Annotated in this window: 15 protein-coding genes; 10 read left to right on the top strand and 5 right to left on the bottom strand. The window is 59.9% G+C overall.

The genetic code is table 11. From position 1 onward, the window contains the following. Positions 1–7: 7 nt before the first annotated feature. Complete coding sequence (locus tag R3E82_20755) at positions 8–1,966, bottom strand: S9 family peptidase (GenBank protein MEZ5553324.1); 1,959 nt, start codon at positions 1,964–1,966, stop codon at positions 8–10. Between the two features lie 8 nt (positions 1,967–1,974). Beyond that, entirely contained in the window at positions 1,975–2,436 is a 462-nt protein-coding gene (locus R3E82_20750) for a MarR family transcriptional regulator (protein MEZ5553323.1), read from the bottom strand. Between the two features lie 107 nt (positions 2,437–2,543). Between R3E82_20750 and R3E82_20745 the strand changes: the two genes are divergently transcribed. Continuing rightward, positions 2,544–2,969, top strand: a complete 426-nt coding sequence (locus R3E82_20745) for a hypothetical protein (protein ID MEZ5553322.1) — start codon at positions 2,544–2,546, stop codon at positions 2,967–2,969. Here R3E82_20745 and R3E82_20740 read toward each other — a convergent pair. After that, positions 2,893–3,831, bottom strand: a complete 939-nt coding sequence (locus R3E82_20740) for a LysR family transcriptional regulator (protein MEZ5553321.1) — start codon at positions 3,829–3,831, stop codon at positions 2,893–2,895. The genes R3E82_20745 and R3E82_20740 overlap by 77 nt on opposite strands. Before the next feature lie 288 nt (positions 3,832–4,119). On the opposite strand from R3E82_20740, the gene R3E82_20735 reads away from it, so the two are divergent. Further along, positions 4,120–5,385: an ACS family MFS transporter gene (locus R3E82_20735; GenBank protein MEZ5553320.1), complete on the top strand. Its 1,266-nt coding sequence runs from the start codon at positions 4,120–4,122 to the stop codon at positions 5,383–5,385. Between the two features lie 210 nt (positions 5,386–5,595). Here R3E82_20735 and R3E82_20730 read toward each other — a convergent pair whose 3' ends face one another. Continuing rightward, a complete protein-coding gene (locus R3E82_20730; GenBank protein MEZ5553319.1) occupies positions 5,596–6,414 on the bottom strand; it encodes a hypothetical protein in 819 nt (272 codons plus the stop codon). 267 nt (positions 6,415–6,681) lie between these two features. On the opposite strand from R3E82_20730, the gene R3E82_20725 reads away from it, so the two are divergent. From R3E82_20725 to R3E82_20715, 3 genes are all read left to right on the top strand, one after another. After that, positions 6,682–8,103, top strand: coding sequence for an amidohydrolase family protein (locus tag R3E82_20725; protein MEZ5553318.1), 1,422 nt, complete (start codon positions 6,682–6,684; stop codon positions 8,101–8,103). A 45-nt stretch (positions 8,104–8,148) separates the two neighbouring features. Further along, positions 8,149–8,640, top strand: coding sequence for a VOC family protein (locus tag R3E82_20720; protein MEZ5553317.1), 492 nt, complete (start codon positions 8,149–8,151; stop codon positions 8,638–8,640). Between the two features lie 139 nt (positions 8,641–8,779). Then, positions 8,780–9,196 carry an MAPEG family protein gene (locus R3E82_20715; protein ID MEZ5553316.1) on the top strand — a complete coding sequence of 139 codons (417 nt, stop codon included), beginning with the start codon at positions 8,780–8,782 and terminating at the stop codon, positions 9,194–9,196. A 19-nt stretch (positions 9,197–9,215) separates the two neighbouring features. On the opposite strand, the gene R3E82_20710 is transcribed toward R3E82_20715, so the two are convergent. Then, positions 9,216–9,734 (bottom strand): helix-turn-helix domain-containing protein, encoded by a 519-nt coding sequence (locus R3E82_20710; GenBank protein MEZ5553315.1) that lies wholly within the window; start codon positions 9,732–9,734, stop codon positions 9,216–9,218. A 144-nt stretch (positions 9,735–9,878) separates the two neighbouring features. Here R3E82_20710 and R3E82_20705 point away from each other — a divergent pair, with 144 nt between their 5' ends. From R3E82_20705 to R3E82_20685, 5 genes are all read left to right on the top strand, one after another. Continuing rightward, positions 9,879–10,727, top strand: coding sequence for an enoyl-CoA hydratase-related protein (locus R3E82_20705; GenBank protein ID MEZ5553314.1), 849 nt, complete (start codon positions 9,879–9,881; stop codon positions 10,725–10,727). Then, positions 10,724–11,485: an SDR family oxidoreductase gene (locus R3E82_20700; GenBank protein ID MEZ5553313.1), complete on the top strand. Its 762-nt coding sequence runs from the start codon at positions 10,724–10,726 to the stop codon at positions 11,483–11,485. Before R3E82_20705 ends, R3E82_20700 begins: the two co-directional genes overlap by 4 nt. Positions 11,486–11,516: 31 nt before the next feature. Continuing rightward, positions 11,517–12,113, top strand: a complete 597-nt coding sequence (locus R3E82_20695; GenBank protein MEZ5553312.1) for a 2-hydroxychromene-2-carboxylate isomerase — start codon at positions 11,517–11,519, stop codon at positions 12,111–12,113. Between the two features lie 12 nt (positions 12,114–12,125). Further along, a complete protein-coding gene (locus tag R3E82_20690) occupies positions 12,126–12,875 on the top strand; it encodes an SDR family oxidoreductase (protein ID MEZ5553311.1) in 750 nt (249 codons plus the stop codon). Positions 12,876–12,954: 79 nt separating this feature from the next. After that, positions 12,955–13,743, top strand: coding sequence for a crotonase/enoyl-CoA hydratase family protein (locus R3E82_20685; GenBank protein ID MEZ5553310.1), 789 nt, complete (start codon positions 12,955–12,957; stop codon positions 13,741–13,743). The last annotated feature ends 254 nt before the right edge of the window (positions 13,744–13,997 follow it).

The following is a 13,997-nucleotide window of genomic DNA, read 5'->3' as shown; positions in this document are numbered from 1 at the left end:
CCTGCGCTCAGCGCAGGTAGCGGGCCAGGAACTCATCCATGACCTGAAAGAACTGCAGTCTATGGCGGGCGATGCTGAGGAAGTGGTCGCCATCCGGCTGTTCTATATAGGTGTAGGTTTTTCCCGACTTTTCCAGTGCGGCGGCGAGATCTCTGGATTGCTCGATCATCACGCTGCGGTCCATATCTCCATGCACGATCAGCAGAGGGACATCGATACTGTCGACCCGGCGCAGGGGTGAATTGGCATCCATCGCGGGGCCGCTCTGAATTCGAGCCAGCGCTAGTTCACCCAGGTCGAATTCGTTTACGCGCACCTTCAGTCCGGCCAGGTCCGTAACCCCGGCAAAAGATACGGCGCAGCGTATGAGATCGGGTGTCTTGAAGGCAGCGACCAGGGCGACATAGCCACCGTAGCTGCTGCCGACCACACAGACCCGGTCCGGGTCGGTGATTTTCTGCTCGATCAGCCAGTCAAGGCCGTCCATCACATCCTGCTGCATGCGCAGGCCCCACTGTTCGAATCCGGCGGCCAGGTGGGCTGCCCCGTAGCCGGTCGAGCCGCGAAAATTCGGTTGCAGCACCGCATAGCCGCGGCTGATGAAGTACTGCGTCCAGTAGTGGAAATGGGGGGCGTCCCGCGAGTTTGGTCCGCCATGCGGAAACAGGATGGTGGGATGTGGGCCGGTGCCTTCCGGCACGGTGAGTATGGCGGGTATCTGATAGCCGTCCCGGGCCGGGTAGCGGATGGTTTTCGGTTCGATCACCCCCGTGAGTTGGGGATATGCGTGGCCGATCAGCCGCATCGATTGCTCACCGTGATCGTACAGATAGTAGCTGGGCGGGCTGGCTGGACCCTCCGCTGTGAAGACGAAGCGATTCTGTGCCCGGTCAGAGTCCATCACCAGGACTCGGGTGTGTACCTTTTCAAGTGTGCGATGGGCTTCGGCCAGCTTTGCTTCCAGCGCCTTGTCAAACCAGTGGGTGGCAACGTCGTCTTGCAGGTAGTGCAGAAGCTGCAGATCATAGGTGTCCGTGTGTGAGAGGAGCGTGCTGAAAACATCGAAATCCGGATCCCGGAACAGGGGTTCGATGTTCTTTCCAGTCGCGGCATCGGCCTGGTAAAGCGCACGGTGCCCGCCTTCGTGGTAACTCAAAAAATAGATCTTGGTCCCGTCGCCGCTGACGCGGATTACATGCGGCAGGAGCAGGGGATTGTCTGCACTCAGGGCAGTGAGGTCGAGCTCGCGAAGCTGCTTCTTTTCCACACTGAAAGCTACTGGAGTTGTGTTCCTGAATCCGGTCGCAAAGCGTACTACGCCCTTCCGGTCGACGTACCAGTCGTACACCGAATCGTGATAACGGCGAATGCGGGTGAGTCTGTTGTTATGAATGTTGAGTCGATACAGGGAGGGCCGGGTCCGCTCCTCCCGTGCGAGCTGCACGATCACATGATCCGGATCATCCGGCAGCCAGTCGCGGATATTGTCCTGATCGACCGGATTCCACTTGAGGTCGCCGCTGCCGCGGTTTACCGGTGCCCTGATCAGTTCGAGAACGTTGGTGCCGTCGCTGTCGACCGCCAGCATCCGTGTGAAGGTGGTACGGCCGTCTCTGTAGTAGCGATAGCGGCTCGCGTCGATCTGGCTGGCCTGCAGGGTGTCGTAACGGCGGATCGAGCAGATGATGCGTCGGTCGCTGGCCCAGCGACACCAGTTGAACAGAAACTCTACAGGATTAGCGGCCATCACCAGGCTGGATTTTCCCGTTGCAATGTCCAGCACCACCGGATGATGGGTCTCCTCGATGGCGCGCATGATCAGCAGCCGCCTGCCGTCCGGAGACAGATTGACGGCCGAAATTTCAGGCAGCGCCGCAAATGCAGAAACCGGCGGCGCGGCGGCCTGCCCGGATGCGGTGATAATCGTGAGTGCGGTAAGTGCGGTGAGTGCAGCAGGCCGGTGCATGATTCACCTCAGGAGTTTTCGCGTGCGGTATCCAGATACTGGCGTACATCGCGCAACAGAGGCAACACCCGATTGAGTTTTGCCAGAGGGAACGCGGCGAGGAAGGTTGCAAGCTGCGGAGATGCTGCTGCCAGTGCCGCCTCGCGTGCCCGACGGCCAGCCGGACTGATGCGAACGAGTTTGCGGCGACCGCTGCACGGGTCCGGTGTGACAATGATGAACCCTTTGTCTTCCAGTTTGGTGAGGGTGTTGGTCATGGCACCCTTTGTGACCTGAAAGGCTGAGGCGAGCCGCCCGGGTGTGGCCTCGTCGTCTACCCGGGTGAACCAGTTCAGAACAGCGAACTGAGACTGGGTCAGCCCATGAGGCATGCTGCGTTGCATCTGATTGATGGAAAGCTGGGAGATGATGCCGATCTCATTGAAGAATGCAAAGGCGGTATCCAGATCCCTGCTCTTCACTGTGCTCATGAGCTGATGTTACACGTCCGGGATTAAATGTTCACTATTAAATAGTTTGATTCTAAACTATTTAAGGAGTAGCCTGGCGGGTAATTCAACTGAAGGCTGTGACTGTCATGGTCAGAGGTATTGTCTGGATCGCGGGTCTGATCCTGCTGGTGGTGGTCGGTGTATTCGGGATGCAGTTCGTTGCTTCAGAGAGCGGCGAAGTCGTGGTCCTGCACAGCATGGGTGCCGCCGGGGTCGAGCAGGAGACCCGTTTATGGGTAGTGGACTTCGAAGGATCCGCGTATCTGCGGGTCGGCGCTGACGGTTCCGGCTGGTATTCGCGACTGCAGGCCCATCCCGAGGCGCGGGTGCAGCGCGGTGCACGGATCGAAAGTTACCTGATCGTCCCGCGACCGGAACTCAGTGCACAGATCAACGCGCTGATGCGGGACAAGTATGGCTGGGCGGATGGCTATATCAGCCTGATGTTCGATCGCCAGGGGGCAGTTCCACTGCAGTTGCAGCCGCTGAGCGGTCTCCGCTCCGGGGTTTGAGCTTCCCTTCAAACGCAGGCGCAAGCCGCTCGAAGGCTTTCACCAGGTGGTCCACCAGCAGATGTACGCGGCGCAGATTGCGCAGCTGAGGGTGATAGAGCAGCCACGCCTGGGCGAAGCGGAATGTGTGTGGTTCTGAGACCCTCACCAGGGAATCGTTGAATTCGCCGATGTAGCAGGGCACTTCGGTTGCGCCCAGACCCCGGGTGGCCAGCTCGCAGAGTACGTCCATATTGTTGCTGCTGACGATGACCCGTCCGATGTCGGGCAGCTGCTCGCCGATCCAGTCCATGCCCTCCGGGTAGCCGGAAAAACCGAGAATCTGTGCCGACTCCCCCCGGCCGATCCGGGCTGCGAGATCCGGGCTGGCATAGAGGGCGGAATGCAGATTTGCGACTTTGCGCCCGACGAGGTTTTCGGGCGGATCCGTGGTGAGCCGAATGGCCAGATCGGATTCCATCATTTCCAGATCTTCCAGTGCGTTTCCGAGCATGAGTTCCAGGACAAGTTCAGGATACTGATGGTGAAACCGCGCCAGATCATCGGCGAGCAGTGTGGCCATACCCGCCGTGGTGGTGAGCCGGATGGTGCCGGCCAGTGCCTGATCACGGCCGAATACGGCGCGCTCCAGGCTTGCGAGATCGCCGTCGATGCTCTGGGCAACATTGAGTACTTCACGGCCCGCATCGGTGAGTGCGAGGTGGCGGCCCTGGCGCTCGAACAGACTGGTGCCGAGCGCGGCTTCGAGACCGGTGATGTGACGGGTGACCGTGGTGCGATTGACACCCAGCCGGTCGGCTGCACCGGCCATCGAGCCTGCCTGTGCCAGCGCCAGGAAGTGTTGCAGATCTGACCAGTCCATAGCCTTCAAGCGGGGTTAAACAGAGGGTGAGAGTACTCCAAGCGGAAGTTCCGTGCATTTATGCACATACCCTGTGCGCATGAGCGTCTCGAAGGTGTGCGGGACGGCTGCTAGAGTCTTGCGGTCGTTCCGGAGGTGGTAAACCACCCGCCCCGGTGGGTTGCCCTCTCCTCCCCATGGCAGACACGCTCTGCACTCCCAGGCAATGGCCGCCTCCGGATCGACGTCTACTCCCCCGCTCACCGGATTTCGAGGTATGGTACTCCGGCAAACAAGGGGGAGAGTGATTTGCAGCAGTCCAAAGGCGTGCCACGGCGTTACGTGGTGGTGTTTCTCGCGTTCCTGTCGGTATTCATCTGCTACATCGATCGCGTCAACATTTCAGTCGCCATCATCCCCATGGCAGAAGATCTGGGATGGAGCATGTCCACCCAGGGTACGGTGCTTTCCTCCTTTTTCGTCGGCTATCTGCTGCTCCAGGTGGTTGGTGGCAGACTGGCGGACCGCTTCGGTGGCAAGGTCGTGCTGGGAGCGGGCGTGCTCCTGTGGTCACTGTTCACCATTCTCACCCCTCCCGCGGCCTGGCTCGGCATCACCGTGCTGATCGCTGCGCGCATCGGTATGGGTATGGGGGAAGCGGTGACCTTCCCCTCCATCTACAGTCTCTACTCCAAATGGATTCCCCTGAGCGAGCGATCCCGGGCGGTCGGCTTCGCCAACAGCGGTATCCCGCTGGGTACGGTGTTCGCGCTGGTCGTGACCCCGATTATCGTCGTCGAACTGGGCTGGGAGTGGGCCTTTTATCTGTTTGGCGCCGTCGGGGTGATCTGGTTTGTGATCTGGCAGCGCAGTGTGTCGGCGTTACCTCAGAATCATCCGGAGGTCAGTTCCGAAGAACTGGCTGTAATCGAGGCGGGGACATCGGTCGGTGAGACTGCACCGACGCCGGATCTGATCGAATTCCTCAAGTGCGGACCGGTGTGGGCCATCATCATCGCGCACTTCTGCAACAACTGGTCGCTCTATGTGCTGCTGTCCTGGCTGCCGACTTTTGTGAACAAAGGCCTCGGTGTGGACTATGCCTCAGTCGGCTGGGTCACCATGATTCCTCACATTGCCTCTTTCTTCTTTCTCAACATTGCCGGCAACATTGCCGACCGTCTGATCCGCAGCGGCATGGATGTCGGCCGGGTGCGCAAACTCATGCAGACCATCGGCTTCGGAGGTATCGCGACAGCACTGCTGATCGTGGGTGAAGTACAGACCGCCTGGATGGCGATCACCGTGATGACAGTGGGCAATGCGCTGGGTGCCTTCGTGACCGGCGGTTTCTCGGTCAATCACATGGACATCGCGCCACGGCATGCCGGAACCCTGATGGGTATCACCAACACCGCCGGCACGATCCCGGGCATCATCGGCGTATTCGTGAGCGGACTCATTCTCGAACTCACCGGTTCCTGGGCGCTGGTGTTTCAGGTGGCGGCCGGGATTACCCTGGTTGGTCTCATCGCCTTCCTGCTGCTCTCCAGCGGGAAGAAAATATTTGATTGAATCTGCACAATGGAGAAGTTCGATGGCAGCTGATCCGGGCCCCCACGATCTGAATCTCAAGCGACTGGTTCTGGGCCCTCAGGGTAAAGGTGCGCCGCTGAAAGTTGAGCCGGCGGCCTGAGAAGAAGACCCGGCTGCTGTTTGTGACGCCTGGAGAAGGCACACAGCACGCCGATCAGCCACCCGGACGCTGAGTCGTTGCTGCCCTCTCTAGAAACCCACTGAGAGGAACAGCAGCGGGCCGGAGAGATCCAGATCGAATTCTTCGTTTGAATCCGAATCGTCAACCTTGAGGTTGAGATTGAGATACTGGTACCCGGCTCCGACGCCGAATCGCTCGAAAGGCCGCCATTCGAGGGCAGCCCGGGCGGACAGCAGCCGACCGTCATAATCCTTGTAGTTCAGACTGAAGTATCCGGCAGTGCCCTGCAGATAGAGGTGATCGCTGATCATCACGCCGCCACTCAATGTGGCATTGGGCAGTGGTGCTGTTGCCTCTGCCCTGTCCACTCCCAGATCGAGCGTTCCACCGAGCGGCAGGTCGACGACCGCCCCCAGCTCGAAGCTCAGATCCGCAATATGAACACCTGCACCCAGACCGAGATGAGCGTCTTCTGTCTTCACGAAATCCCAGCCGAGATCCACGATGTAGAGTTCGGATTCGAAACTGGAAGTCAGAGTTGCGCCGGTGGTGAAAAGCACCTCGCCGAAGTCACCGTCGAACTCTGCCGTGTTCGAGCCATTCGCATCGAAGCTGCTGTAGCTGGCACCAATATGAAAACGATCAGAAATCTGCCATTTGCCGCCAAGCCACAGAACCGTGTCAGAATCCTTCATGCCGAGATCTGAAAGATCGAGTTCGGTTTCGGGTAACCCATCCAGCGTATAGGCGAATGTGGCGTCGGATTGAGTCCACATTGAGCCGATACCAAAGGTGAAGGTGTCTCCGAAGCCGGGTTTGGCTGCGGAAGCAGTGCCTGCAGAGATGAGGCAGATAGCGCCGAGAGTCAGTGCCGCTGTAGTTCGCATCACTTAGCTCCTTTAATCAGGGGAAATCCGGACAGGTGGCAGAATGAAGTGTCGGGAAGCGGAGGCGGTGTGGACGATTCTGCCATCCTCTGCAGCGCAATCCCACATGAGTCGATGGTGATATCTGGATGGAACTCGAAAATGAGACACGCGTACACCTTTTGCCTGCTCTTGCTGCTGACTGCCGGGTGCAGCAGGCCGGATGACAGAGCTGAGTCACCTCAGACAAAAACCGCCGTAGACTTTGTGATTGCCGGAGGGCGGATCGTGGACGGTCTCGGTGGCCCGGCCTTCACAGGGGATCTCGTGGTTGACGCAGGCCGGATCATCGAAATCGGCACGGATGCCCTGGCCCGGTTCGATGCAGAACAGGTCATCGACGCCGGCGGCCGGGTGGTTGCGCCGGGATTCATAGACCCCCACTCACACGGCGATCCTTTTACGACCCCGATGTTCGAGAATTTTCTCGCCATGGGCGTCACCACGATCACCCTTGGTCAGGATGGATCGAGTCCGGAGACGGAGGACCTGAGCGACTGGCTCGATCGGGTGTCCGGGTCAGGTATCGGTCCGAATCTCGCGATGTTCGCAGGTCACGGTACCCTGCGCACGGTCTCCGGGATCGGCATGGACCCGCGGCCTTCAGCCACTGCAATCAGTGAACTCGCGGAGCGACTGGACACTGCGCTGGATGTCGCTTTTGGCATGAGCACAGGACTCGAGTACAACCCGGGGCTGCATGCGTCGGCGGCCGAGCTGGAGGCGCTGGCCAGGGTTGTGGGTCGCAGGGATCGGGTGATCATGTCCCACCTGCGTACGGAAGACGATGACAAGCTGGCAGATGCGATCGGAGAGCTGGTGGAGCAGGGTGCGCATGCGCGTGTGCATATAGCGCATCTCAAGTCTGTGTACGGTAAAGGCAGCGCCAGGGCGAAGGAGATTCTCGACATTCTCGCCTCGGCCCGGGATGGTGGCGTCACAATCACCGCCGATACCTACCCGTATTCCGCCAGCTACACGGGCATCGGCCTGCTGTTTCCGGTCTGGGCGAAGACGACCGAGCAGTTCCTCGAGGCAAAGTCTGAGCGACGTAAAGAGCTGGCAGACTACCTGCGACAAAGAGTCAATCTGCGGAATGGACCGCAGGCGACTCTGCTCGGCACGGCCCCCTATACTGGAAAAACCCTCGCGGATCTGTCCCGTGAACTTGAACTGCCTTTCGAAGAAGTGCTGATCGAGAAACTGGGTCCGCAGGGCTTCTCAGCGGCGTATTTTGTGATGGACGAGGCTCTCCAGTCTGCTCTGCTCGCGGATCCCTGGGTTGTGATCAGCTCGGATGGTGGCCCGGGTACTTATCATCCGCGAGGTTACGGGACCTTCGCCAAAGTGATCGAAGACTATGTGATGTCGCAGAAGCTGCTGAGTCTTGAAACCGCGGTGGCGAAAATGACGTCTATCCCGGCAGATATTCTGGGGATAGCAGATCGCGGGCGTCTGGAGTCAGGGATGGTGGCGGATGTGATTCTCTTTGATCCGCAGCGGGTGCGAGCGCGCGCCTCCTATACCCAGCCTCAGATACTGGCGGAGGGATTTGATCTGGTGATGGTCAATGGCCGGATCGTGCGCCGCGATGGTGCGATGACGGGCGTGGTATCCGGTCGGGTATTGCGGCCGGCGGCCTCGGGGTAACTCAGGCGGACTGGAACGGGAGAAACGAAACATGAGTGTCGAAGCATGAGTATCGAAATTAATGGCGTCGCCCACATTCAGATGACACTGCGTGAGCCCGAATCGGGCCTGCCTTTCTGGGAGAGGCTGTGCCACTTCCTAGGGATGAAAACATTGATCCGCAATGACGACACCGTCTATTGCATCGGCGGTCGGACCGGCATCCTGGTGCGGGCGGCGCCCCAGGACAAGCGCGACAGAGTTTTCGACCAGTGGACACCCGGACTGCATCATCTCTGCCTGCGAGCCCGTTCGGCAAAGGACGTGGATCGTGTACATGAGTACGCGCGCGATGAACTGGGGGCGAAGATCGTCCACCCGCCCGAAGCCGGTGAGCATTTTGCGCCGGGCTACTACTCGGTGCTCTTCGAGGACCCGGACGGCATCAGGGTTGAGGTGAACCATGTGCCGGGGCAGGGCCATTTCGGTGAGAAGGGGCGGCTGGGACCCGGAGGAAGTGGTCCGGCGAAGCGCTACGGCGAAGAGGGGCTGGGTTGAGAAAACAGGTTGAGGATCAGCTCGAGCGGACGGCTTGAGTTGCCTGGTTAAGCGCTATACTGAACCGGCTGACGCGGTTGCTCACACAATTTACACAGATCCCATCGTTCACGACCGGTTACGGCTGAGGAATTGAAACATGTACGCACACGGAATGATCGCGCCGGTTCTGGCGCTGGTGAGCTGGACCTTTGTCATGCTGATCTGGATGTATGCGACTCGAATACCCGCGATGGGCAAAGCCAGAATCGACCTGGTGGAACTTTCGCGCACCGGCGCTTCCCTCGTATTACCTCCCGAGGTCGCCCGGGTGGCGGACAACTACAACCATCTGCACGAACAGCCGACGATCTTTTATGCGCTGGCGCTTGCCGCACACATGGCGGGAGTGGTTGATCCGATCAGCGTGGGATTCGCCTGGTCCTATGTGGTGGCCCGGGTGGTGCATTCCATGACCCAGGCGACACGCAATGTGATTCTGGTGCGCTTCCTGGTGTTTCAGGCGGGGAGTTTCATCCTCTTTGTGCTGCTGATCCGCACGCTGCTCGCGCTCTAGTACGCAGTGGGATGATCGCTCAGGGCGACCGTGGCGCACCCTCCTCGACATTCCCAGCCCCGTCCGCCTGAGCCGATCTTGCGAAGAATTCTGCGCCCCGTAACCCGGGACCCGCTCTGGCCCTGATCTCCTTCGGTGCCAGTCTCCGGCCGTCGGCGGCATGAATGCCGACCGGCTGGATGGGCTTACCGTCCTGCCGGTCGACGAAGGTGAGCCGGTCACCGTCCGGGTGTGGCATGTAGGTGTCGCCCCAATGGGTCATGGCGATCATCACGGGCTGGAGCGCCAGTCCTTTCTCGGTGAGCCGGTACTCCGGGTGTCCGGGTCCTGCGGATTTCTCCAGAACCCCGGCCTGCACCAGCTTCTTCAGGCGGTCGCTCAGTACATTGCGGGCGATCCCCAGGCTTTTCTGAAACTGGTCGAAGCGGCGCAGGCCAAAAAACGCGTCCCGGATGATCAGCATGGTCCAGTGTTCGCCAATTACCGACAGCGTCTGGGCTAATGAACAGTTGAAATGCTCGAAGGTCTTCAATTTCATGGTTGCATTCTAGCGATAGAGTTTTATGATGCAACTTCAAGTTAGTCCTATGATGCAACTCTGATGGAGTGCAGTCAGACTTGCAGTCGACGGCCGACGGCCGGTCAGTGACCGACGGGGATCGGGACAGGCAGGGAGATGGAAATGGCTCGGATCGATACCGGCACGGAAGAGCTGCTCTGCGACATTCACCAGCGGGTGGCCGTGGTTACCCTCAACAAACCGCATAAGAAGAACGCCCTCGGCGACATCCTCACACCGGCGCTGCGCGCGCTGCTGCCCGAGCTGGAAGGTCGAGCCGATGTGGGGTGTGTGATGCTGACCGGCGCCGGTAAATCTTTCTGTTCCGGCGGTGATGTCAGCGAAATGGGCGGTGATACCCATTCCAGTGATCCCGCCCCGAGCCTGGAGCGCCGCATTGCCGATCTCACACAGAAACAGCGGGCGCTGACTGGCCGGCTCTATCATCTGAGCAAACCCACCGTGGCCGCCTTACCAGGTGCGGCGGCCGGTGCCGGACTCTCCATCGCCCTGGCCTGCGACCTGAGAGTCGCCGCAGACGATGCTTTCCTGATCACCGCGTTCCGCAACGTCGGCCTGTCCGGGGATTATGGTGCGACCTGGTTTCTCCCCCGGCTGGTGGGTCTTGCCCGGGCCAAGTCGCTGTTCTATTTCTCACCCCGGCTGTCGGCTCAGGAGGCGCTTGCCATCGGTCTGGTGGACCGCGTGTTTCCGGCGGCAAGCTTTCGTGAACAGGCACTGCAGTACGCCATCGAAATCGCCAATGGTCCCACCCGGACACTGGGAAGGATCAAGCAGAACCTGCAGGCCGGCCTGGTGCAGTCTCTCGATGACTCCTTCGCCCTGGAGGCCAGAAACATGGTCGAATCCGGTGGGGGCGATGAAACCCGCGCAGCCATCCTCGCCTTTAAAGAGAAGCGCAATCCGGTCTTCCACCCGCAGAACAGGCCACCAACTGGAGAAAATTCATGAAACCCGTATGTTTTGTGATGGGGGCCGGCGCCGGCATCGGCGGCACGGTCGGGCAGCGATTTGCTGAAGAGGGCTACCATGCGGTTTTGTGCAGGCGCAGTGACGAAGAAGGGCTGCGCAGAATGGTGAGTGCGATCGAAGCAGCGGGCGGATCCGCCTCGGGCCATCTGCTCAATGCCACCGAGCCCGACGCCATCGAAGCCCGGATCGCGGCGGTTGAAGCTGACATCGGTCCCATCGAAGTGGTTGTCTACAACCTCGGTGCACAGATCGGTGACCGCTCCCTCAAGGACACCAGCTACAAAGCCTTCGAAATGGGCTGGCGGCTGGCGACTTTCGGTCTGTTCCGGACCGCATCCGCCGTCTGTCCCCGCATGGAAGCGCGCGGCCACGGTACGCTTCTGGTGACTTCTGCCACGGCGGCGGTGCGGGGTAATGGCGGCCAGCACTCCCATACCGCCGCCATGGGTGGACGGCGCATGCTGTGCCAGTCGCTGAATGCGGAGTTCGGCCCCAAGGGCATTCACATAGCCCATATCCTCATCGACGGCGCGGTGGATGCGCCGGACACTCTCGGCAAAATGCTGGGTGCTGAACGTTTCCAGGAACTGCGTGACACCCGCGGGAAGGCCGACGGCCTGATGGTGCCGGAGCGCATTGCCGAAACCTATCTGCACCTGGCGAACCAGCACCGCTCGACCTGGACCCATGAGATCGATCTGCGGTCATTCTCAGACCGCCCCTGGTGGAATCACTGAATCCTCATAACGGAGATAACGGAGCCCCTGCATGAAAATCGAATTTCACTATGACTTCGGCAGCCCCAATGCCTATCTGGTGCACAAGGTCATTCCCGCCGTCTCGAAACAGACCGGTATCGAATTCGACTACGTGCCGATTCTGCTGGGTGGTGTATTCAAGGCAACCAGCAATGTCTCACCCGCCGTGTCCATGCAGGGCATCAAAAACAAGCCGGACTACGCGCGTATCGAGACGGAGCGGTTCTGTCGCAGCCACGGTATCGCGCCCCAGGTGCCGAATCCCCATTTTCCGGTGAATACACTGAAGATCATGCGGGGTGCTGTGTTTGCGCGATCAGGCAATTTCTATCAGCGGTACATCGATGCCATGTATACGGCGATGTGGGAACAGGCGCTGAAGATGGACGAAGACGAGATTATCGCCGGGGTGCTGGACAGCGCCGGTCTGCCTCGGGATGAAATTCTCAAGGGCATGGCGGATCCCGTTGTGAAACAGACCCTGATCGAGCTGACCGAAGCATCCGTGAATCGTGGCACCTTCGGATCGCCAACTCTGTTCGTCGGAGACGAAATCTTCTTTGGTAAAGACAAGCTGCGCGATGCAATCGAAACCGCCCGGGTTTGAGGAGAGCAAGCGGTGAGCGAAGCTGAAGTTGCGCTTATCGTTGGTGGCGGGCCGGGTATCAGCGCAAGCTGTGCTCGACTGTTTACGCAGCAGGGCATGCGGGTAGCGGTTGCCGCTCGGGACACGGAGAAGCCCGTCCTGAAGGCGCTGGCCCAGGATCAGGGTGTGACCGTGATCGGCTGTGATGCATCAGATCCGGCTGCGGTCGCTGCGCTGTTCGAAACGGTCTCGAGCAGACTGGGACCGCCGCGACTGGTCGTGCACAACATCGACGGCCGTCCACGCGAAGTCTTCCGCAAATCGATTACCGAAGTGGATGCCGGCGCGGTGCTGGCGACCCTCATGAACTCGACCTTCAGCGCTTTCCTGGTCGGCCAGCAGGCTGCCCGGGCCATGCTGGCACTGGATGGCAGAGACGGCCACAAAGGCACCATCCTCTTCACCAACGCCAGCGCTGCGCTGAAGGGCTTTCCCCGCAGCGCTGCCTTTGCCGCCGCCTCCCAGGGCAAAGCGGGTCTGGCCCAGAGCATGGCGCGGGAACTCATGCCCCAGGGTATTCATGTCGCCCAGATACCCATCGATGCGGCAATCGGCTGGGAACAGGCCGATGGTACCCGCGCACACCGGCTGGCAGGACAGACCGTGGCGGACAACATGGCGCATCCGGATCGCATTGCAGACGTCTACCTGCAGCTCCATCGTCAGCACCGGTCGACCTGGACCTTTGAAGTGATACTGCGACCCTGGACAGAGAACTGGTAAGCGCTCCGCACGGTTGCGGTACGGGCTCCTGCGGGACGTTCGAAAAAAATAACTACGAGTATGCATGACGGAGAAAGCAATGACTGAAGCCAGGCCACCAGGCCGCGTCTATCACGAGCGTGATGAACACATTCTGAAAATCACCATTGACAACGTGGCGAAGAAAAACGCCTTTGATCCTTACATGATGGAGCAGCTCTCCGATGCCATGACACTGCTGGAGACAACCGAGGATCTGTGGGCCGGTGTGTTGTGCGCAGCGGGCAACGATTTCACAGCCGGGCTCGACATGCCGAAATTTTTCGGTCCGGGTGCGATCAAGGTGGAAAGGCCGGCAGGGAACATCGATCCCTTTGGTCTGAGTAACCAGTGCAGCAAACCCGTGATAACTGCCGTGCAGGGCATTGTTTACACGGTAGGCATCGAAATGATGCTCGCCGGGGACATCGTGGTCGCGGCCGATGATGCCCGCTTCTGCCAGATGGAATCGAAGCGCGGAATCGCCCCGCTGGGCGGTGCGCACTTCCGTTTTCTATCAAGATCGGGCTGGGGCAATGCCATGTATCACCTGATGCTGTGTGACGAGTTCGATGCCGCGGAGGCCTTCCGGGTGGGGCTGGTGCAGGAAATCGTTGCAGCCGGTACCCAGATCGATCGCGCGATGGCGCTGGCAAGGCTCATCACAGCCAATGCGCCGCTGGGCATTCAGGTGATGAAGGCAGCAGGGCGGCAGTTCATCGCAGCCGGCGAGCGCGCCGCAATTGATGCGCTGCCCATGGTGCGCGAACGTGTGATGGATACAGAAGATGCCCGCGAAGGAATTCAGTCTTTCATCGAACGGCGCAAGGCAGTGTTCAAAGGTCGATAGTGCACCTGGAGAAAGGAAGACGCCCAGGCTGAGGGGAACAGCCTGGACGCCTGAGTCACACCTGGACGAGCAAGGGGAGAGAGTTCGCCGGTGTCCTCAATGGATTTGCAGGTTGCGTGCCAGAATTCGTGCGGAGAAATTCAGCATGAATTTCAGAAACTTAGTGTCGCGCGTGCGTCAATGCTGCCTGGCGCAGAAAAATCGCTGCACCATCGCTGTGCGGATACCGGGTGGCGCTGCCGCATTCTGGTGAA

The sequence above is a fragment of the Pseudomonadales bacterium genome (genome assembly GCA_041395945.1).
In the GTDB taxonomy this organism is placed as follows: Bacteria; Pseudomonadota; Gammaproteobacteria; order Pseudomonadales; family Azotimanducaceae; genus SZUA-309.
Note: the sequence above shows the minus strand (reverse complement) of the source record. Positions and strands in the feature narration are given on the sequence as shown.